Raw genomic sequence first — 17,846 nt, forward strand, 5'->3', positions numbered from 1 at the left:
GTTTTATTTAGATGAAGACTATATTTTTAGAAGAATAGTGGTATGACCCCTATTTTCCCCGAATAAAATGGGGGGCGGTGAAAGCTCCAACTAACTTGGTGTGGGCCTACGGCGATGGAAAAGTGGTAGTTGCTCCGAGATCCCCTTCGAATCCAAATTGCCCGGACTTATCGAAGCAAGGTGAGTTCAAAATTTTTAATCCAGGTAAGCCATAGTGTCTATTTCATTAGTTGTGTGCGAGCGATGCGGCGGTGGTTTGGTAAGTTTTGAGGAAAACAGCGCTAAAGGGCTAAGGTGTTCAGTTTGTGACTGGTCGTTAGTTACTACGAACATGTCTGGTATTAAGGTTGATGAAGAGATATACGAAGTATTTTGTGTTGGTGATTATAGAAATAAATCACATATAAAGGCTGTGTCCGAGGTGTTCGGCTCTAATTTTTTAAAGTCCAGGGATTTACTTCAGCAGGGCATGTTTAGAATTTTTTCTGGAAAGGCTGTAGACGTATTAAGAGTTCGAAAAATTCTTGCTGAAGTTGGAGTTGAGTATATAATTAAACCCGATTTTATCTAGGTTTGATGGCATAGATGCAAAAGAAATACAGGCTGGGGCTGGCAGGAATTGGAATGTTTTGGACGAGATTGCTATCCTTAACGTGGTAACGCAATCCACTCCTACAGCTTGCGGTGCTGCCTGTTGTGAGATGCTGTTGTGTGATATCTGTCATCTTTCCGCCTGAGATGAAAGTGGCCAGTACCAATTCGCCACCCTCTAAGCACATTGGGGCTACGGTACGAAACATGATGGCGGTGAAAGGGATCAGGCCACGGATTTATGTTTTTTTGAGGTCAACAGTGTTAATAGTGGTCTGACCCCTATTTCCTCCCTGCAAAGGTGACATAGCCGCTGCCGCAGAAAAGGCTGAGTTGAAATCTTTAACCGTAAGAGCCATAGATGATAAAACAGGACTTCCGAAAAGCTATTACTGGGAGTCAGGTATGAAGTCTATTAAGGAGAAAAAATAGATGATCATCGGAGGGTATACCCTTAGTCCTGAGCACGGCAGATCGCAAATCCCTCTCATTGATCAGCCGACCATGGAAGATGTAAGGTCCATTATATGTGAATATAGTAAAGTCGACGGCGTCGCTTCGTTGTCTATTTCCCCGGCGCCTGAAGCCGGACCTTACGAAATCAATCTTTATGCTGATTCTGGAAATTATATTCTGATGCTGAACCAATACCTTGATGATGGTGAGCATGTTGTGCGTACTCTTAATAATACGTCGACTGGAGCAAAATTGGTTGATGTTCTGGGCGATTACTATCCGGAGAGTTTTGTCACAAGAAATATAGAAATCGTTATTTCTTGTTTTCAAGAATTTTTGAGGTCCGGTGATGTAAGCTTTGCAGTGTTGAATGCTTAAAGTAAAAAAAGGAAATAGGGGTCAGACCACGGTTTTGTTTTTTGGAGTTCAGCAGAGTTGCTCTTTAAAAACATGATTTATTTTTGTAATTACTCCAATCTGTTGGCCTGTTGAAGGGCTGCTAAGCTGTAAGCTCTTATCCAGTTAGGGGTTTATATGGCTCGCCGTCCTGGGGTTTTACTGCCGGATATCCCGTTGCATATTATTCAGCGGGGAAACAATCGGTCTGCGTGTTTTTATTTAGATGAAGACTATATTTTTAGAAGAATCGTGGTCTGACCCCTATTTTCCCGAAACATGATGGCGGTGAAATAGCGATCAGGCCACGGGTTTATGTTTTTTTGAGGTCAACAGTGTTAATAGTGGTCTGCCCCCTATTTCCTCTATTTCTCTGGGGAAGTTAAATATATTGATAACACATCTGGGCACTATGAGCCTTCTGGTAGCGCTGCCCAGGCCGCAGCAGAAAAGGCACTCTCTCAAAAGGGGCTTGATGTGGGAGGGAAGTATATAGAAAAGTCTGGGTGCCAGATCCTGGCAATTCCAGAAAAGGTGCTTGGGTGCCGAAATGAGTAACGTAATTAAACAATTTGATATGCTTTGCAATGCGGCTGTGGCCGCTTTTAGCGAAGAGCTAGAGATTTCCTATGAGATGTCTTTGTTGAATATTTTGGAGTTTGTAAAAAAAAATCCTGGCTATAGAGAGGATTTTATAGACAGATTTAAAATGATGTTAACGTCTGGAAGCTCACCATTTGAAGCTGTAGCGTTTTGCATGCGTGAGCTTCAGTGGCGTGAAATTAAAGAATTTGTAATTTTAAATATGAATCCTTCGGAGAATCCTCGTAGTGAGGCTCTGCGAAGCACATTAACCGCATATGACGAACTTTGGCCTGATGCGGATCTTTATAGTTACTACCGCATGGATTAGTTGGTGCAAAAGAAACAGGTGCAGGAAAGGCGCCATACTCCTCGACTGCCTCGCCGGATGCTGAGGCTGGCATGCCGTACACCTATCCGGTAAAGGAGGCCGGTGCAAAAGGTATTTCTCCGGTTGTCACCGCAGAGGGAAAAATTGGAGATGCGGCATTTACTGATGTAAACCAAACAGCTCGTCCAGTAGCTCAGGCAAATCCAGATGAGCCAACTCTGATAGCTGATCGAGTAAAGGCCAAAACTGAAGCACCAGGAAAATCTTTGCCGAATGGAAATATGGCTGACGCTCATGCAGAAATTGGCGTCATACAGCAGGCAAATAATGCTGGCAAGACTCAAGGTGCTGATATGGCTATGAGCGTTGCAGGTAAAGATGTATGTGGATTTTGCAAAGGTGATATAGCGGCCGCTGCGGAAAAATCCGGATTGAGTTCTTTGACTATTCAAGCGATAGACGACGTAACTGGGAAATAGGGGTTAGACCACGTTTTTCCGGTTTTCGTTTTTTAGAGTTCAGCAGAGTTGCTCTTTAAAAACATAATTTATTTTGTGACTTTTCTGTTGTTGTCGTCCTCGGAAGAATAGTGGTCTGACCCCTGTTTTTCTCAGGGCGAGCTGTCAGGCTTTATAAGCCCGCATGCGGTTTATAACGAATTAGGTAGCAGCACCGCGCAACGAGCCGAAGCTTACCGGTCTATATTCAATGATCGACTTTCACCTGGGCTGATAGAACAAATTCGATCTTCTACAAACGGAAATTACGTTTTGGGCGATCAGAAGTTTGCGTCCGAGATCGCGCAGGCGTTAGGTAAAAGAGTTTCGCAGGGCGTGTCAGGACGCCCGAAAAGTGTCAGTTAAAAGAATAGAGGAATAGTGGTCTGACCCCTATTCCCCTCAGGGTCTGTCCCCTATTTCCCTCAGCTCAAGGCGCGACGGTGGAGTAGTGCCCGTCGCGATCAGGGCGGCAGATGTTGGTTGAAACGGGCTGGGTTTCCTGGAAGGAGCCGGCGCCGCTGAGTGTTACCAGCTCGATAGAACACTTGGCGGAGTAGAAATTCTGCTTGTGGAATTCGATGCTTGCTTCGTAATCCTTTCCGGCCTCTGGGACGAACTGGATGGTAGGTGGGTAGCAGTAACCGTTTTCGGATTTATACCCGATGTCGACCAGAACTGGCTGGTGGGCGGGGATGACGAATTCGTCGTAGCCCAGCCGGTCGGTTTTCACTGCTTCGGTGTGCGCGGTGGCGGGCATGCCGATCACGCGGTTTTGGTAGTCCTCGGCCTTCATGCCAAGTAGGTCGGCGGTGCGCCAGAGGATGTAGCTTTGTTTGGGATCATGGGCGCGAGTAGCAATGCTTCCCTGTAAGCGACCATTTTCTGGATGGTTGTAGTAGGCCTCACAGGTTTTACCGGGGACATAGATGGCGTACTTTTCCGGTGCAGAATAGATGCGGATGCGCGCGCTGGTAGTCGGATCGTACTTGGCCGCTTCAGCTTCGTTACGCAGGTTCGTCTTATCGTAGCTGGTGCACCCTATTAGAAGCAGTGCGCTTGCGGTGAGTGTGAGTAATTTCATCGTGTAACAACCCTCCTTGTCGTTTCTGTAATCAGCATCTATTTGATGCGAAAGACCTCGATCTTACATGTGCGAGTCTTCCGGCCCAATCTCTCAAGAAGGAAAAAGCCGCAGATTTATTTAATCTCGTTGGAGTGATTTTCTTCTCTACCACCCACATACAAAACGGGCGACGTCTAAGCCGCCCGGCTTTCACTCAAGATGGATCGGCATTGAGTCTACGACCGATGACATCCAGCAAATCACACCCATCGCGCAACGGAATGGCCAACAATTGGGCGAAGTCTTGAAGCACCACGGCATCGCTGCTGAGCTGTTCGCGAAAGGCCAGGTTTTCCAGCAGTTGGGTGACGGCGCGAATCCGGTACGCAGCGGCGTCGTGGAGCACGTCGAGGGGCGCACTGGTGTCGATAAGCAGAGCGGGGACGGTGCAGTCGTGGCCCGTTAGGGGCATGTATTGGTTCATTTTCAGTACTCTGTTGGTGGATTAAGCCACCACGCATTCGTCGCCAAACGAATGGGTGGCAGCTGTACGCAGGTTGGCGAACCGGAACAGAGTAACCGGCAGACCCGAAGGTCTCCCGCGCACAGCCGCCATAACATGCACAGCTTTGCGGGTGCAAAAACACCTGCATGGAAGCGGGTTGCTTTTGCACTCTGTTGTCAGGTCGCCAAACCTGATCGCCATATGGGCGACGGGCCGGACTATAAGCCCCGCACCCAAACCCACGCAAGGCATCAACGCCCTGACTCAAACCCCTGCGTCCTATCCCTAACCCCCACCTACGCCAACGCTTCCCGCCGTCTGCTCACGGGTATTACGCAAATCCCCAGTCGTTTCGGGAAGCGTCCCACCGCAAAAGGAACCATCTCCCTCAAACCCAGGTCTTTACCCCGCCCACCCGCAACCGGTAGGGCTGCATGGACTGCAGCGTTTTCAAAATACATTAAGGATTAATGTGAACCTCACCTCCCCAACCCCTTTTCTGCCACCACCGGCTGCGGTGCGTTTGCTCGCGCCTGCGTTTCAGAAAGGCGCCTTGGGAGCATGCACTCGGATCAAGTGATCCTTCGCTCAGCACACCTACGGCCGCCGGGCTTATTGGCGGCTTTGACTGTAGTTCATGGAGTTTGAAATGAAGCGTAAGCCGTTCCAGAAAACCCTGTTGGCCTTGATGGTCAGCACAGGCGCCGCGCACGTTGCTGCGGTGGAATTTGACGTCAGCAGCGGCCAGAACAAGTGGAAAGGCCAGGTGTTCAACGAGCCTGTGACCTTGGTCGGTTCGCGCAATGTGGTGGCCACCCAGCGTTATGTCGATGGGGCGAGTGTTGCCGAGACCGATATTCAGGGCTCGCTGATCAACCGCGCCGACTACACCATCGATGGCAGTGGCCTCAACATTCGCGGGTTCGTGGTGGATGGTGCGATTGACTCAGATCTCAGAGCCCGTGGCGGCATTATCACCGGCGATGTGGTTCAGTCCGGTGTGATCAGGCTGACCAACCAGACCTGGGCCGAAGGGTTTGAGGTAGGCGCCGCCACCGTCGGCGGCAACGTGATCAACACTGGCACCATCATCACCGTCGACGTGCCGGGTTCCGGCCCCGAGAGCGACGGCGAGGGGATCTACCTCAACGGCACCACCGTAGGCGGCGATGTCGTCAACTCCGGCCTGGTGGACGTGACGTCCTACTACGGCTTCGGCCTGATCCTGGACACCCACAACAATTTGCCGGTGACCGTCGGCGGCAAGATTCTCAACTCCGGCACTATTCGCGTCACCGGTGAAGAGGCGCTGGGCATTGAGGTTGAAACCGACACCAGTGACCTGCGCATTGAAAACAGCGGGTTGGTGACGGTCAATGGCGGCCTTGCCAGAGCGGTGCGGTTCGACTCCGGTACTTACGACTATCTGCTCAACACCGGCACCCTCGAAGCCAATGGCGCCAACGCGGTCGCTGTCAGCCTGCGGGGCGCGACCTTTACCTTGAACCCACAGACGGGCGCGCGCGGCATCGTCAACCGTGGCCTGATCAAGGCCGACAGCACGGCGATCCTGGTGGACGCGCGGTACCAAACCTCGCCTTTTGAAATCAACCAGCAAGCCGGCGAGATCCGCAGTAACGCCGGCACCGCCATCGACGCCGCCAACCTCGCCACGCTGAACTGGACCGGCGGCAAAATCACCGGCGACCTGCTCAACTTGAGCGCGGTGAATGTCGCAGGCCAGGCTGATTTCGTCGGCCAGCGCATCATCGCGCCGGTCTCGGTCAACGCCGGTTCGTTGAACCTCTCTGCGCCGGGCACCACGATCACTGGCGACCTCAACGTCGCCAGCGGCGCGGGCATTGATATGCACTTGGCCGACAGCGTGGTGCCGACCACGCCGTACCTGACGGTCAACGGCACGGCCAATTTTGCCCAGGCCTCAAAGCTGACCGTGAGCGCCAACCCTGGCGACTTCACCCGCACCAACAACGGCACCCAGTACACACTGCTGCAAGCCAGCAGCGTGCAAAACAACGGGCTGTCTGTTGCCAGTTCTTCATCGCTGCTCAACGTGCTCAGCTACTCGGCGGATGCCCAAACGGTCAAGGCTGTCGTTGCGGTTAAAGACAACCAGCAAGTGCAGCAGGAACTTACCGGTGCGGGTGCCACCGCCGCAGCGGCGACGGCGGTCAATACCTTCAAGAACGAGGTGCTCGGCGGGCTGAACCAGAACGACCCCGTGTTCCAGTCCCTCGCCAACGCCGGTACTGCGCAACAGCTTGCTCAGGTGAGCGAGCAGCTCAAGCCAGACGTCAACCGTGGCGCGCTGGATGTGGCCTTGTCGGGTCAAACCGTGATCAACGGCGCGATCTTCAACCGCCTCACTGATCAGCGCGAAGGCCATCAAACCGGCGGCGTGTGGGTGCAAGGCCTGAGCAGCAACATGGACCAGGACGGCCGTGGCGGCAACAACGGCTACTCGGCCAACAGCAGCGGCATGGCGGTGGGTGTGGACGGTCGCTTGAACGACACCACCCGCTTGGGCGTGGCCTACAGCTACCTCAACTCCAACATCCATTCCGACCTGGGCAACAAGACTGACGTCGAGGGCCACGCGCTGTCGCTGTATGGCAACTGGGCGCTGCAAAACTGGTTTGTCGACGGCAGCCTCAGCTACGGCCACAACGACAACGACAGCAAACGTCATGTGGCAGGCACCACGGCCAAGGGCAGCTACGACAGTAATGTATTGGCGGCCAGTGTGATCGGCGGTTATAGCTTCAAGCCGTCGCAGGCGGTGGTGATCGAGCCGCGCGTGGCGGCGCGTTATGCCAACGTGCGCATGGATGGCTACGACGAGAAGGGCTCTTCGGCAGCGCTGAGCACCCGCTCGCAACGCTATGAAGTGGGTGAGCTGGGCGCCGGCCTGCGGTTGGCAGGCAACCTGCCGATGGGTGCTGGCAAGCTGCAACCGGAAGCAACCCTGATGGCCTATCACGACCTGATGGGCGATCGCGTCGCGCAAACCTCCAGCTTCGTGGCGGGTGGCTCGCCATTCACCGTCACCGGCGCTTCGGTGGCGCGTGACAGTTATGAAGCCAGCGTGGGCGTGAACTACCAGGTGTCGGACTTTACCGTGGGCGCCAGCTACACCCGCCAGGCGCGCAGCGGGTTTGACGCCGATGGCGTAATGCTCAAGGCGCGGTATGCGTTCTAAGCCAACACCTTAACCCTGTGGGAGCGGGCTTGCCCGCGATAGCGGTAGATCAGTCGATACTTGAGGTGACTGAAACACCGCCTTCGCCAGCAGGCCCGTTCCCGCATGTGGATTTGAGTACGCGGGCGCGTTCTGCTGTCAGAACAGCTTGCGCTGCACCGCCTCGTCCAGTGTGCTGCGCGTCAGCGCTTCAACCACTTCACCCGTGTTCGCCTGGAACGGGATGCCCAGGATCAGCACCAGGTGCATCCAGGTGCGCACGGATTCGCTTTTGCTGACCCGGCCCAATTCTTTGCCGTCCTTGTCCTTGAACACCGTTTCCATCGTGAAGGTGTTTTTCGCCGTGGACGGAATAATAAAAAAGGTGACACCGGTAATGATCGCCGAGGCCATGCTGAACTGTTCGTTGTTATACAGCTTGGCGTCGGCGTAAATGTCCGAGTCCACTTTGTCAGTGCTTACCCGCGCAAAGCGGTTGGACTGGCGGAAGGCATCCGCAACAGCTTTTTCCCACAGCGCTGCCGGGGCGCCGGCGGCGGCGTTGGCGGGGCCGCCGTTGACCTGGTTCAGCGCTGTGGTGCGCACGAATGCGCTGGGTTTCTGCGCTGGCGCGTTGGCGGTCGGCGGCCAGGTCTGCACCGGTGGCAGTTCGTGTTGCGAGTAGGACACGCAACCGCTCAGCAAGATCGCGGCGAGGACCAGGCTGTGCTTGATCAATCCTTTCATGTGTTGCTCCTTGAATTCAGGGTTTGGCCAGTTTGGCGGTAGCGGTGTCGAGCAGTTGCGCGACCAGTTTGTTCAGCTGCTGGGCACCCATCGACGGTGCCCAGTATTCGCCGCCATACAGACCGACGTTGTGTTCGAACTTGAGCGCTTGCTCGGCCGTGGCCAGTTCTTTGCCGTTGCGGTCGACGATCACCAGGTTGCCGGCCACGTCGAAGCTGTCGACGTAGATTGGCCCGTTGACCCAGATCCAGATCGTCAGCGTCAGCAGTGCGCCGGGTATGTAGGCCGGGTGCGGTGCGCGATGGCCCTTGAGCGAGGTCATGTTGAATTTGAGCACCACGTCGTTTTCTTCCAGACGCGTGGGGTACTCGGTGACCTGCTTGAAGTAACCTGCCGCGCGCACGTACTGGTTGAGCTGGGCCGTGAGCGAGCGGCTGATCGCAGTTTTGTTGGCCTCGTTGACGTCGGCGGCGTTCACCGTCACGTCAGCGATTTGTGCACTGCGCGGGCTGCTGGCGGCAGCCGGGTGGAGCGGGGCACCGATGGGGCCGGTGACGGTGTAGGAGACGCAGCCGGTCATCGACAGCGTCGCGATCAGGGCCGCAGCCCTCAGGAGGGTGTTCAACACGCAATATCCCTATTTAATGAGCAAGCCAAGCCAGTGTCTCGACCGGTGGCTGTGTAACTTGAGGTGGGCGCGCAGCTTAGCAGGCTGCCGTTGGGCGGCGAACTTCACTGTGGCGGCAAAACCGCTTGAGTACATCGGGCAACCCCGTAAAATGCCGCGGCACTGGCTACATCGCATTTTTCAAGGACGAATCAAGCAATGCGCACTTCTGTTTTTCTCCCCGTCACCTGCCTGATGGCTGGCTGCACTTTCCAGTCGGACCGCTGCGCGCCGGCCATCCTTGCCAAAACACCTACCTGCTGGCCCGACACGTTTGATGTTGAGGTGCTCGGCAAGGTCGCGCGTTTTTTCAGCAAGTTCTGATCGCCGCGACCGCGTAGTTGACGTACACAACAGTCCCTCCCGCGGGTTCACCCGCTGCAACCGCGGACCTCTCACCCTAGGAGCACCCTGTGAAAACACTGTCCAAAATCCTGCTGTCTGGCCTCACCGCCGCAGCGCTGCTGACCGTGGCCGGTTGCGCCACGGAGAGCAACCGCGCGATGCCGGTGGAGCAAGTCGCCAGCGCCAACGTCGCCTACTCCGGCGTGCGTGTGCCGATTGCCGTGGGCAAGTTCGATAACCGCTCCAGCTACATGCGCGGCATCTTCTCCGATGGCGTCGACCGCCTCGGTGGCCAGGCCAAGACCATCCTGATCACCCACTTGCAGCAGACCAACCGCTTCAGCGTACTGGACCGCGACAACATGGGCGAAATCTCCCAGGAAGCCGCGATCAAAGGCACCGTACAAAAGCTTAAAGGTGCTGACTACGTAGTGACCGGCGATGTGACCGAGTTCGGCCGCAAAGAGACCGGCGACCGCCAGCTGTTCGGCATCCTCGGTCGTGGCAAAACTCAAGTGGCTTACGCCAAAGTCGCGCTGAACATCGTCAACATCAGTACGTCGGAAGTGGTGTATTCCACCCAGGGCGCCGGTGAATACGCCCTGTCCAACCGTGAAGTCATCGGCTTTGGCGGCACCGCCAGCTACGACTCCACCCTTAATGGCAAGGTCCTGGACCTGGCCATGCGCGAAGCCATCAACCGCCTCGTCGACGGCATCAACGCTGGCGCCTGGAACCCGCGCAACTGATCAGCAGCACCTCAAGGAGCAGTACACGGATGAGCAAGGCAGTGAAGTTGGCGCTGATGCTGACAACAATCGCGACGGTCGCCGGGTGCCAAACGGCGCCCCAACCCCTGTATCAGTGGGAAAGCTACCAGCCGCAGGTTTATGAGTACTTCAAGGGCGAGCCCAAGGAAGCGCAGGTTGAGGCGCTGGAGCGCGATCTGCAAAAGATCAACGCCAGTGGCCGCAAGGCGCCGCCGGGTTACCACGCCCACCTGGGCATGCTGTACATGACCATGGGCAAGGATGACCAGATGGTGCAGGAGTTTCGCACCGAGAAGGCACTGTTCCCCGAGTCTGCTTCCTACATGGACTTTCTGCTGAAAAACGCCAAGACCGGAGTCGCCACCAAATGAGCCTGTTAAAACTCACGGGCGCCTTGCTGGCCCTGGCCTTGCTCGGCGGTTGCGCAGCGCCCAAGACCATCGATTACACGGCATACAAACAGGCGCGGCCAAAGTCGATCCTGGTACTGCCGCCGATCAATGAGTCGCCGGAGGTGCAGGCGTCCTACAGCATGGTGTCGCAAGTGACTTACCCGCTGGCCGAAGCGGGCTACTACGTGTTGCCGATTGCCCTGGTGGACGAAACCTTCCGCCAGAACGGCCTGACCACCGCCAACGACATCCAGGGTGTGGCACCGGCCAAGCTGCATGACATCTTTGGTGCGGATGCGGCGCTGTACATCACCGTCAGTGAGTACGGCACCAAGTACATGCTGATCTCCAGCGACACCTCGGTGACGGCCTCGGCCAAACTGGTCGACCTGCGCACCGGCACCACGCTATGGACCGGCTCGGCGCGGGCGTCGAGCGAGGAAGGCAACAACAATGGCGGCGGCCTGGTGGGCATGCTGATCACGGCGGCGGTCAAGCAGGTGATCAACAGCTCCACCGACGCCGCGCACCCGATTGCCGGCATCACCAGTGCGCGCCTGCTGTCGGCGGGGCAACGCACCGGGATTCTGTACGGGCCGCGTAACCCGAAGTACGGCACCGACTGATCCGGGTACGGAAAACACTGCAGCTCCAATGTGGGAGCTGGTTTGCCTGCGATAGCGTCACCTCGGTTTAACTGAAAAACCGAGGGCTTTGCATCGCAGGCAAGCCAGCGTCTACACACTTGCACAGTGATCGAGGTGTTATCCCACGCCGGTTTAACCCGAACCCTCCACACCTTGCGTCTGACCTTGTGAACGGATCATTCATTCACGAGGTTCAGCCCATGTCCCGTCCGCTGCTTTTCCTGCGCCCTGCTGCCCACGGCTTTACCGTTACGTTGCTGGTCGCGTTGGCCGGTTGTGGGTTGTCTTCTTCGCGTGATGCCGCCAAGCCTGAGCACGCTGCACCTGTCGCCGAACTGCAACGCGCGCCGGTACAGGGTGCGCTGAGCAAACGCATGCCGATGCCGGCGCCAATGGCCATGCGCATGGTCAGTCAGGATTCAGCGGCGATGGCCTACCGCAGCGAACCCCGCGAGCGCTACGCAAACCTGCCGGACAACCCGGTGCACCGCGTGGCCGAAACCCCCGTCTCGACCTTCAGTGTCGATGTCGACACCGGCAGCTATGCCAACGTAAGACGCTTCCTCAACCAAGGCCGTCTACCGCCTGAAGGTGCTGTGCGATTGGAGGAAATGGTTAATTACTTCCCCTACGACTACGCACGCCCCACCGACGGCTCGCCGTTTGGCGTGACCACAGAGATCGCCGCCACACCGTGGAACCCGCACACTCAGCTGCTGCGCATCGGCATCAAGGCGTCCGACCGCACCGTCGCGGAGTTGGCGCCGGCCAACCTGGTTTTTTTGGTGGATGTGTCCGGTTCCATGGACCGCCGCGAAGGCTTGCCCCTGGTGAAAAGCACCCTGAAGTTACTGGTGGACCAGCTCCGCGACCAAGACCGCGTGTCGCTGGTGGTGTATGCCGGTGAGTCCCGCGTAGTGCTCGAACCCACGTCTGGCCGCGAAAAAGCCAAGTTGCGCAATGCCATCGACCAACTGACGGCGGGCGGCTCCACGGCCGGCGCATCCGGCATCGAACTGGCCTACCAGATGGCCCGCGCAGGCTTTATCGACAACGGCATCAACCGCATCCTGCTGGCCACTGACGGTGACTTCAACGTGGGCATCAGCGATTTCGACAGCCTCAAGCAGATGGCGGCCGAGCAGCGTAAAAGCGGCGTGTCGCTGACCACCCTGGGCTTTGGTGTGGATAACTATAACGAACACCTGATGGAGCAATTGGCCGACGCGGGCGATGGTAACTACGCCTACATCGACAACCTGCGCGAAGCGCGAAAAGTACTCGTCGACCAGCTCAGTTCAACCCTGGCCGTCGTGGCGCGGGATGTGAAATTGCAGGTGGAATTCAACCCGGCCCAGGTCAGCGAGTACCGACTGCTGGGCTATGAAAACCGCGCCTTGAAACGTGAGGATTTCAACAACGACAAGGTGGATGCCGGCGAGATCGGCGCAGGGCATACCGTGACGGCGTTGTACGAAATTGTCCCGACGGGCCAGAAAGGCTGGCTAGAACCGTTGCGCTACGCCGCTGCGCCAGTGGCTGAAAACAAACCGGCTGAGTTGGCGATGCTGCGCGTGCGCTACAAGCCTGCGGCGGGCGGTGACAGCCAATTAATTGAGCGGCCCATCGGCAACCAAGCTACCAAGGCCAGCGACGACCTACGCTTCTCGGCAGCTGTGGCTGCCTTCGCCCAACAGCTCAAGGGCGATGGCCGCTACACTGGCAGCATGAGTTTGCAGGACACCGCCGCACTGGCCCGCTCGGCCCGAGGCGATGACCCGTTCGGGCTGCGCAACGAGTTCGTGCAACTGGTAGAGCTGGCGCAGAGTCTTAAGCATTAACGACACTCAATGTGGGAGCGGGCTTGCTCGCGAAAGCGGTGGATCAGTCGGTATAACTGTTAACTGACACTGCGCATTCGCGAGCAAGCCCGCTCCCACATTTAGAACGATTTCGACTGTAAGAAAGGAGTTCGCCCACTACATGGCCGTACCCGATGATTCACCCAGCGACGAAGCGCTGCTGGCCCGCTACCGAGTCGGTGACGGCGCCGCGTTCGAGCTTTTGTACGCGCGCCATCGCCAAGGTTTGTACCGGTTCCTGGTGTCCCTGAGCAACAAGGTCGAACTGGCCGAAGAGGTGTACCAGGAAACCTGGCTCAGCCTGATCCGCAGCACCACTCAGCCACAAGGTCGGGCGAGCTTTCGTACGTGGTTATTCCAGATTGCCCGCAACCGCTTGATCGATCACTGGCGCAAGCACGGTATCCACAACCCGCTGCACGACAGCTACGATGAACAACTGCACGCCCAGCCCGACGACAGCGCCGGCCCCGAGCAGCAACTGAGCCTGAGCCGCGACCAGGCGCGCCTCGACGCGGCGTTGCAAGACTTGCCCGAAGACCAGCGCGAAGTCTTCCTGCTGCGCCTGCACGGCGACCTCGAAGTGCCGCAAATCGCCGCCCTCACCGGTGCCCCGCTGGAAACCGTCAAAAGCCGCCTGCGCTACGCCCAGCAGAAACTGCGCCGCCTGCTGGCCGAGGAGATACCCGCATGACCGACCCACGACAGACGCCCGACGACGCGCTGCTCCAGCATTTTCGTCAACACAGCCTGGGCGAGCCGCCCGCGTCCCTCGACGCCTTTATCCTCGCCACCGCCCGCCGCGAAGCTCCGACGCCGCCGCCGAGCCTGTGGCAACGCTGGCTGAACGCCTGCCGCCAGCCGCGCTGGCAGATGGCTTTCGCCACCGTCGCCGGCGTGGCGCTGATGATCGGCGTGGTGATGCGCTCACCCGTGCCACAGCCGGAGATATCCACCGCGACCTTCTCCGCGCCCCACCCGCAAGCAGCGCGCCCAGTGGTCCAAGCGTATTCGGCGCCCGCGCCCATGACCCGCATGGCTGCCGCACCGCCCGTTCAGGCTGAGGCGGCCGGCGCAATGGCGGATGAGCCGGCCGCGAAACTCAGCAAGCGTGCGTCGGTTGCGCTGCCATCGTTGGAGCAGGGGCTGCAGGAGATTGTGGATCTGCGCCTGGCGGGGGAGAGCAAAGCGGCGGATGTGAAGCTGCTGGAGCTGCATAAGCGCTTTCCCAAGGAAGACCTGCCGGCGCGGTTGGAGGCGTTGCAGAAGCGTTAATCGACACCCACAAAAAAGCCCCAGGTCTTTCGACCTGGGGCTTTTTCGTCTGTGTCTGGTGCACCCGGCGGGATTCGAACCCACGACCCCTGCCTTCGGAGGGCAGTACTCTATCCAGCTGAGCTACGGATGCTTGTGCGGGCGACATCATACCCATGTCGTCCTTGGGCGTCCATGCCGGTCTTTGGCCGTTTGTGGGTAGGAATTGGCTGCACAGAGGCCCTGCGCCGGGCGCCGGTGGTCGATGCGGTGGAACGCGGCCGAATCACGCTGATCAGAAAGATTCGGCAAATGCGCTGTTTTCGTTCTTTTTTTCGAACAGACTATTGCCCTGTACCCCCATTGACCCTAGGATTCGTTTGAGATTTCAAACGCTCTGTCTCCCGTGCGCTCTTTCACTCTTGCCGCGCGCTGGGGCTGATTTCCCTGACGGCAGCCCACAAGGCGCCTTTCAACAACTCTAATTCGCTCCGCGTGCGCGCGGTGCTGTTAAGGAAAGCCGACATGCAGCTCAAAGATACCCAGTTGTTCCGCCAACAAGCCTTTATTGATGGCGCTTGGGTCGATGCGGACAACGGTCAAACCATCAAGGTCAACAACCCGGCCACGGGCGAAATTCTCGGCACCGTGCCGAAGATGGGCGCCGCCGAAACCCGCCGCGCTATCGAAGCCGCCGACAAGGCGCTGCCGGCCTGGCGTGCGCTGACCGCCAAGGAGCGCGCCAACAAGCTGCGCCGTTGGTTCGAGCTGCTGATCGAAAACCAGGACGATCTCGGTCGCCTGATGACCCTGGAACAAGGCAAGCCGCTGGCCGAAGCCAAGGGCGAAATCGTCTACGCCGCTTCCTTTATCGAGTGGTTCGCCGAAGAAGCCAAGCGCATCTACGGTGATGTGATTCCCGGCCACCAGCCCGACAAGCGCCTGATCGTGATCAAGCAGCCCATCGGCGTGACCGCTGCAATTACCCCGTGGAACTTCCCGGCCGCGATGATCACCCGTAAAGCCGGCCCGGCCCTGGCCGCCGGTTGCACCATGGTGATCAAGCCGGCTTCGCAAACGCCGTTCTCGGCCCTGGCTCTGGTTGAGCTGGCGCACCGCGCCGGTATCCCTAAAGGCGTGCTCAGCGTGGTCACCGGCAGTGCCGGCGACATCGGCGGCGAGCTGACCAGCAACCCGATCGTGCGTAAATTGTCCTTCACCGGCTCCACCGAAATCGGGCGCCAGCTGATGGCCGAATGCGCCAAGGACATCAAGAAGGTCTCGCTGGAACTGGGCGGCAACGCGCCGTTTATTGTGTTCGACGACGCGGACCTGGATAAGGCCGTCGAAGGCGCGATCATTTCCAAATACCGCAACAACGGCCAGACCTGCGTCTGCGCCAACCGCCTGTACATCCAGGATTCGGTGTACGACGCGTTTGCCGAGAAACTCAAAGTGGCCGTGGCCAAACTCAAGATCGGCAACGGTCTTGAAGAAGGCACCACCACCGGCCCGCTGATCGATGAAAAAGCCGTGGCCAAGGTTCAGGAGCACATCGCTGATGCCCTGAGCAAAGGCGCCAAGCTGTTGGCCGGTGGCAAGGTGATGGAAGGCAACTTCTTCGAGCCGACCATTCTGGTTGACGTGCCGAAAAATGCTGCCGTGGCGAAGGAAGAAACCTTCGGCCCGCTGGCGCCGTTGTTCCGCTTCAAAGACGAAGCCGAAGTGATCGCGATGTCCAACGACACCGAGTTTGGCCTGGCTTCCTATTTCTACGCCCGCGACCTGGGCCGTGTGTTCCGTGTGGCTGAAGCCCTGGAATACGGCATGGTCGGCGTCAACACCGGGTTGATCTCCAACGAAGTGGCGCCGTTCGGCGGCATCAAGGCGTCGGGCCTGGGCCGTGAAGGCTCCAAGTACGGGATCGAGGATTACCTGGAAATCAAATACCTCTGCCTGGGCATCTGACCGGCAAGAGCTTGCGGCAGACGCAGAGGGCACGAGAGCGCTGACCCTTTGCGTGTTTCACACCGTTATTCGTAGTGGCCGGGAAAGCTGTGGCAGTCGATCATCGCATGCTGCCGTAGTTGCCTCCCCGCCACGTATTCCTTGGACCACGCCACCCGATGAGTGGCGAATGAGGACTTTATGAGCAAGACCAACGCATCCCTGATGAAACGCCGCGAAGCCGCTGTACCGCGCGGTGTTGGCCAGATTCACCCGATCTTCGCCGAATCCGCGAAGAACGCCACCGTGACCGACGTTGAAGGTCGTGAGTTCATCGACTTCGCCGGCGGCATCGCTGTGCTGAACACCGGCCACGTGCACCCGAAAATCATCGCCGCCGTGACCGAGCAACTGAACAAGCTGACCCACACCTGCTTCCAGGTTCTGGCCTACGAGCCTTACGTGGAACTGTGCGAAAAAATCAACGCCAAGGTACCAGGCGACTTCGCCAAGAAAACCCTGCTGGTCACCACCGGTTCCGAAGCGGTTGAAAACGCCGTGAAGATCGCGCGTGCCGCCACGGGCCGCGCCGGCGTGATCGCCTTCACCGGCGCTTACCACGGCCGCACCATGATGACTCTGGGCCTCACCGGCAAAGTCGTGCCTTACTCGGCCGGCATGGGCCTGATGCCAGGCGGCGTGTTCCGCGCGCTGTTCCCGAACGAACTGCACGGTGTGAGCGATGACGACGCCATCGCCAGCATCGAACGCATCTTCAAAAACGATGCCGAGCCGCGTGATATCGCTGCCATCATCATCGAGCCGGTGCAGGGCGAAGGCGGTTTCTACGTCGCGCCTAAATCCTTCATGAAACGCCTGCGCGAACTGTGCGACAAGCACGGCATCCTGCTGATCGCCGACGAAGTGCAAACCGGTGCCGGCCGTACCGGTACGTTCTTCGCCATGGAGCAGATGGGCGTCGCCGCCGACCTGACCACCTTCGCCAAATCCATCGCTGGCGGCTTCCCGTTGGCCGGTGTGTGCGGCAAGGCGGAATACATGGACGCCATCGCCCCAGGCGGCCTGGGCGGCACCTATGCCGGTAGCCCGATCGCGTGCGCCGCTGCGTTGGCGGTGATGGAAGTGTTTGAAGAAGAGCACCTGCTGGACCGCTGCAAGGCTGTCGGCGAGCGTCTGGTGACTGGCCTCAAAGCCATTCAAGCCAAATACCCGGTAATCGGTGAAGTGCGTGCCCTGGGCGCGATGATTGCGGTCGAGCTGTTCGAAGGTGGCGACAGCCACAAGCCGAACGCTGCAGCCGTCGCCTCCGTGGTGGCCAAGGCGCGTGACAAGGGCCTGATCCTGCTGTCTTGCGGCACCTACGGTAACGTATTGCGCGTACTGGTCCCGCTGACCTCGCCGGACGAGCAGTTGGACAAAGGCTTGGCGATCATCGAAGAATGTTTCTCCGAGCTGTAAGCGGAACCTGATTTGATCGACAGAAAAAACCCGCCTCGGCGGGTTTTTTTGTGCCCGATGCAGCACATTCAGGCCTTGTTCATTGTACGTGGGCAGCGTGATTGTCTAAGGTT

The 17,846-nt window shown here is 57.9% G+C and carries 19 protein-coding genes and 1 tRNA gene; 15 read left to right on the plus strand and 5 right to left on the minus strand.

The features are described 5' to 3' along the window. The first annotated feature begins 214 nt into the window (after positions 1–214). The 5 genes from C4J83_RS00860 to C4J83_RS00880 all read left to right on the plus strand — a co-directional run bounded on the left by C4J83_RS00860 (position 215) and on the right by C4J83_RS00880 (position 2,835). Complete coding sequence (locus C4J83_RS00860; RefSeq protein ID WP_124416136.1) at positions 215–571, plus strand: hypothetical protein; 357 nt, start codon at positions 215–217, stop codon at positions 569–571. Positions 572–924: 353 nt separating this feature from the next. Further along, positions 925–1,023 (plus strand): cytidine deaminase-like fold-containing protein, encoded by a 99-nt coding sequence (locus C4J83_RS31240; RefSeq protein WP_491630698.1) that lies wholly within the window; start codon positions 925–927, stop codon positions 1,021–1,023. Then, on the plus strand, positions 1,024–1,425 hold the full coding sequence (locus tag C4J83_RS00865; RefSeq protein ID WP_119738319.1) for a DUF6911 family protein: 402 nt from the start codon (positions 1,024–1,026) through the stop codon (positions 1,423–1,425). Positions 1,426–1,993: 568 nt separating this feature from the next. Next, positions 1,994–2,356, plus strand: coding sequence for a hypothetical protein (locus tag C4J83_RS00875; RefSeq protein ID WP_124416137.1), 363 nt, complete (start codon positions 1,994–1,996; stop codon positions 2,354–2,356). 71 nt (positions 2,357–2,427) lie between these two features. Then, positions 2,428–2,835 carry a cytidine deaminase-like fold-containing protein gene (locus C4J83_RS00880; RefSeq protein ID WP_124416138.1) on the plus strand — a complete coding sequence of 136 codons (408 nt, stop codon included), beginning with the start codon at positions 2,428–2,430 and terminating at the stop codon, positions 2,833–2,835. Positions 2,836–3,283: 448 nt separating this feature from the next. Here the strand turns inward: C4J83_RS00880 and C4J83_RS00890 are convergent, their stop codons facing one another. Together C4J83_RS00890 and C4J83_RS00895 are read right to left on the minus strand one after the other, a co-directional pair. Then, positions 3,284–3,937, minus strand: coding sequence for a hypothetical protein (locus C4J83_RS00890; RefSeq protein ID WP_124416139.1), 654 nt, complete (start codon positions 3,935–3,937; stop codon positions 3,284–3,286). Between the two features lie 196 nt (positions 3,938–4,133). Then, the gene (locus C4J83_RS00895; RefSeq protein WP_124416140.1) at positions 4,134–4,391 is read right to left on the minus strand and encodes a hypothetical protein; all 258 of its coding nucleotides are present in this window, start codon (positions 4,389–4,391) and stop codon (positions 4,134–4,136) included. A gap of 682 nt (positions 4,392–5,073) precedes the next feature. Between C4J83_RS00895 and C4J83_RS00900 the strand changes: the two genes are divergently transcribed. Continuing rightward, complete coding sequence (locus C4J83_RS00900) at positions 5,074–7,644, plus strand: autotransporter family protein (RefSeq protein ID WP_124416141.1); 2,571 nt, start codon at positions 5,074–5,076, stop codon at positions 7,642–7,644. 138 nt (positions 7,645–7,782) lie between these two features. Here the strand turns inward: C4J83_RS00900 and C4J83_RS00905 are convergent, their stop codons facing one another. Then, complete coding sequence (locus tag C4J83_RS00905) at positions 7,783–8,370, minus strand: hypothetical protein (protein ID WP_106577339.1); 588 nt, start codon at positions 8,368–8,370, stop codon at positions 7,783–7,785. 16 nt (positions 8,371–8,386) lie between these two features. Then, a complete protein-coding gene (locus C4J83_RS00910) occupies positions 8,387–8,998 on the minus strand; it encodes a hypothetical protein (protein WP_124416142.1) in 612 nt (203 codons plus the stop codon). A 198-nt stretch (positions 8,999–9,196) separates the two neighbouring features. Between C4J83_RS00910 and C4J83_RS30395 the strand changes: the two genes are divergently transcribed. From C4J83_RS30395 to C4J83_RS00940, 7 genes are all read left to right on the plus strand, one after another. Continuing rightward, positions 9,197–9,361, plus strand: coding sequence for a hypothetical protein (locus C4J83_RS30395; protein ID WP_157986815.1), 165 nt, complete (start codon positions 9,197–9,199; stop codon positions 9,359–9,361). A gap of 89 nt (positions 9,362–9,450) precedes the next feature. After that, complete coding sequence (locus C4J83_RS00915) at positions 9,451–10,131, plus strand: CsgG/HfaB family protein (protein WP_010214228.1); 681 nt, start codon at positions 9,451–9,453, stop codon at positions 10,129–10,131. A gap of 29 nt (positions 10,132–10,160) precedes the next feature. After that, positions 10,161–10,523, plus strand: coding sequence for a DUF4810 domain-containing protein (locus C4J83_RS00920; protein WP_106577341.1), 363 nt, complete (start codon positions 10,161–10,163; stop codon positions 10,521–10,523). After that, a complete protein-coding gene (locus C4J83_RS00925; RefSeq protein ID WP_106577342.1) occupies positions 10,520–11,170 on the plus strand; it encodes a DUF799 domain-containing protein in 651 nt (216 codons plus the stop codon). The genes C4J83_RS00920 and C4J83_RS00925 overlap by 4 nt, the downstream gene beginning before the upstream one ends. Before the next feature lie 221 nt (positions 11,171–11,391). Next, positions 11,392–13,032 carry a vWA domain-containing protein gene (locus tag C4J83_RS00930; RefSeq protein WP_124416143.1) on the plus strand — a complete coding sequence of 547 codons (1,641 nt, stop codon included), beginning with the start codon at positions 11,392–11,394 and terminating at the stop codon, positions 13,030–13,032. A 142-nt stretch (positions 13,033–13,174) separates the two neighbouring features. Further along, positions 13,175–13,747, plus strand: a complete 573-nt coding sequence (locus C4J83_RS00935) for an RNA polymerase sigma factor (RefSeq protein ID WP_124416144.1) — start codon at positions 13,175–13,177, stop codon at positions 13,745–13,747. After that, entirely contained in the window at positions 13,744–14,328 is a 585-nt protein-coding gene (locus C4J83_RS00940; RefSeq protein WP_124416145.1) for a hypothetical protein, read from the plus strand. Before C4J83_RS00935 ends, C4J83_RS00940 begins: the two co-directional genes overlap by 4 nt. A gap of 56 nt (positions 14,329–14,384) precedes the next feature. Here C4J83_RS00940 and C4J83_RS00945 read toward each other — a convergent pair. Beyond that, a tRNA-Arg gene (locus C4J83_RS00945) sits at positions 14,385–14,461 on the minus strand. 371 nt (positions 14,462–14,832) lie between these two features. Between C4J83_RS00945 and gabD the strand changes: the two genes are divergently transcribed. Next, positions 14,833–16,275 carry an NADP-dependent succinate-semialdehyde dehydrogenase gene (gene gabD / locus C4J83_RS00950; protein ID WP_124416146.1) on the plus strand — a complete coding sequence of 481 codons (1,443 nt, stop codon included), beginning with the start codon at positions 14,833–14,835 and terminating at the stop codon, positions 16,273–16,275. Between the two features lie 180 nt (positions 16,276–16,455). Further along, complete coding sequence (gabT, locus tag C4J83_RS00955; protein WP_106577350.1) at positions 16,456–17,733, plus strand: 4-aminobutyrate--2-oxoglutarate transaminase; 1,278 nt, start codon at positions 16,456–16,458, stop codon at positions 17,731–17,733. Positions 17,734–17,846 lie beyond the last annotated feature (113 nt).

Source organism: Pseudomonas sp. LBUM920, from assembly GCF_003852315.1.
Taxonomy (GTDB): domain Bacteria; phylum Pseudomonadota; class Gammaproteobacteria; order Pseudomonadales; family Pseudomonadaceae; genus Aquipseudomonas.

Excerpts from the sequence above, each read along its gene's own strand:
- C4J83_RS00895 (WP_124416140.1), bottom strand. The coding sequence starts at position 4,391 with ATGCCCCTAACGGGCCACGACTGCACCGTCCCCGCTCTGCTTATCGAC.
- C4J83_RS00865 (WP_119738319.1), top strand. The coding sequence starts at position 1,024 with ATGATCATCGGAGGGTATACCCTTAGTCCTGAGCACGGCAGATCGCAA.
- C4J83_RS00925 (WP_106577342.1), top strand. The coding sequence starts at position 10,520 with ATGAGCCTGTTAAAACTCACGGGCGCCTTGCTGGCCCTGGCCTTGCTC.
- C4J83_RS00880 (WP_124416138.1), top strand. The coding sequence starts at position 2,428 with ATGCCGTACACCTATCCGGTAAAGGAGGCCGGTGCAAAAGGTATTTCT.
- C4J83_RS00905 (WP_106577339.1), bottom strand. The coding sequence starts at position 8,370 with ATGAAAGGATTGATCAAGCACAGCCTGGTCCTCGCCGCGATCTTGCTG.
- gabD (WP_124416146.1), top strand. The coding sequence starts at position 14,833 with ATGCAGCTCAAAGATACCCAGTTGTTCCGCCAACAAGCCTTTATTGAT.
- C4J83_RS00940 (WP_124416145.1), top strand. The coding sequence starts at position 13,744 with ATGACCGACCCACGACAGACGCCCGACGACGCGCTGCTCCAGCATTTT.
- C4J83_RS00930 (WP_124416143.1), top strand. The coding sequence starts at position 11,392 with ATGTCCCGTCCGCTGCTTTTCCTGCGCCCTGCTGCCCACGGCTTTACC.
- C4J83_RS00935 (WP_124416144.1), top strand. The coding sequence starts at position 13,175 with ATGGCCGTACCCGATGATTCACCCAGCGACGAAGCGCTGCTGGCCCGC.
- C4J83_RS00890 (WP_124416139.1), bottom strand. The coding sequence starts at position 3,937 with ATGAAATTACTCACACTCACCGCAAGCGCACTGCTTCTAATAGGGTGC.
- gabT (WP_106577350.1), top strand. The coding sequence starts at position 16,456 with ATGAGCAAGACCAACGCATCCCTGATGAAACGCCGCGAAGCCGCTGTA.
- C4J83_RS00875 (WP_124416137.1), top strand. The coding sequence starts at position 1,994 with ATGAGTAACGTAATTAAACAATTTGATATGCTTTGCAATGCGGCTGTG.
- C4J83_RS00900 (WP_124416141.1), top strand. The coding sequence starts at position 5,074 with ATGAAGCGTAAGCCGTTCCAGAAAACCCTGTTGGCCTTGATGGTCAGC.
- C4J83_RS30395 (WP_157986815.1), top strand. The coding sequence starts at position 9,197 with ATGCGCACTTCTGTTTTTCTCCCCGTCACCTGCCTGATGGCTGGCTGC.
- C4J83_RS00920 (WP_106577341.1), top strand. The coding sequence starts at position 10,161 with ATGAGCAAGGCAGTGAAGTTGGCGCTGATGCTGACAACAATCGCGACG.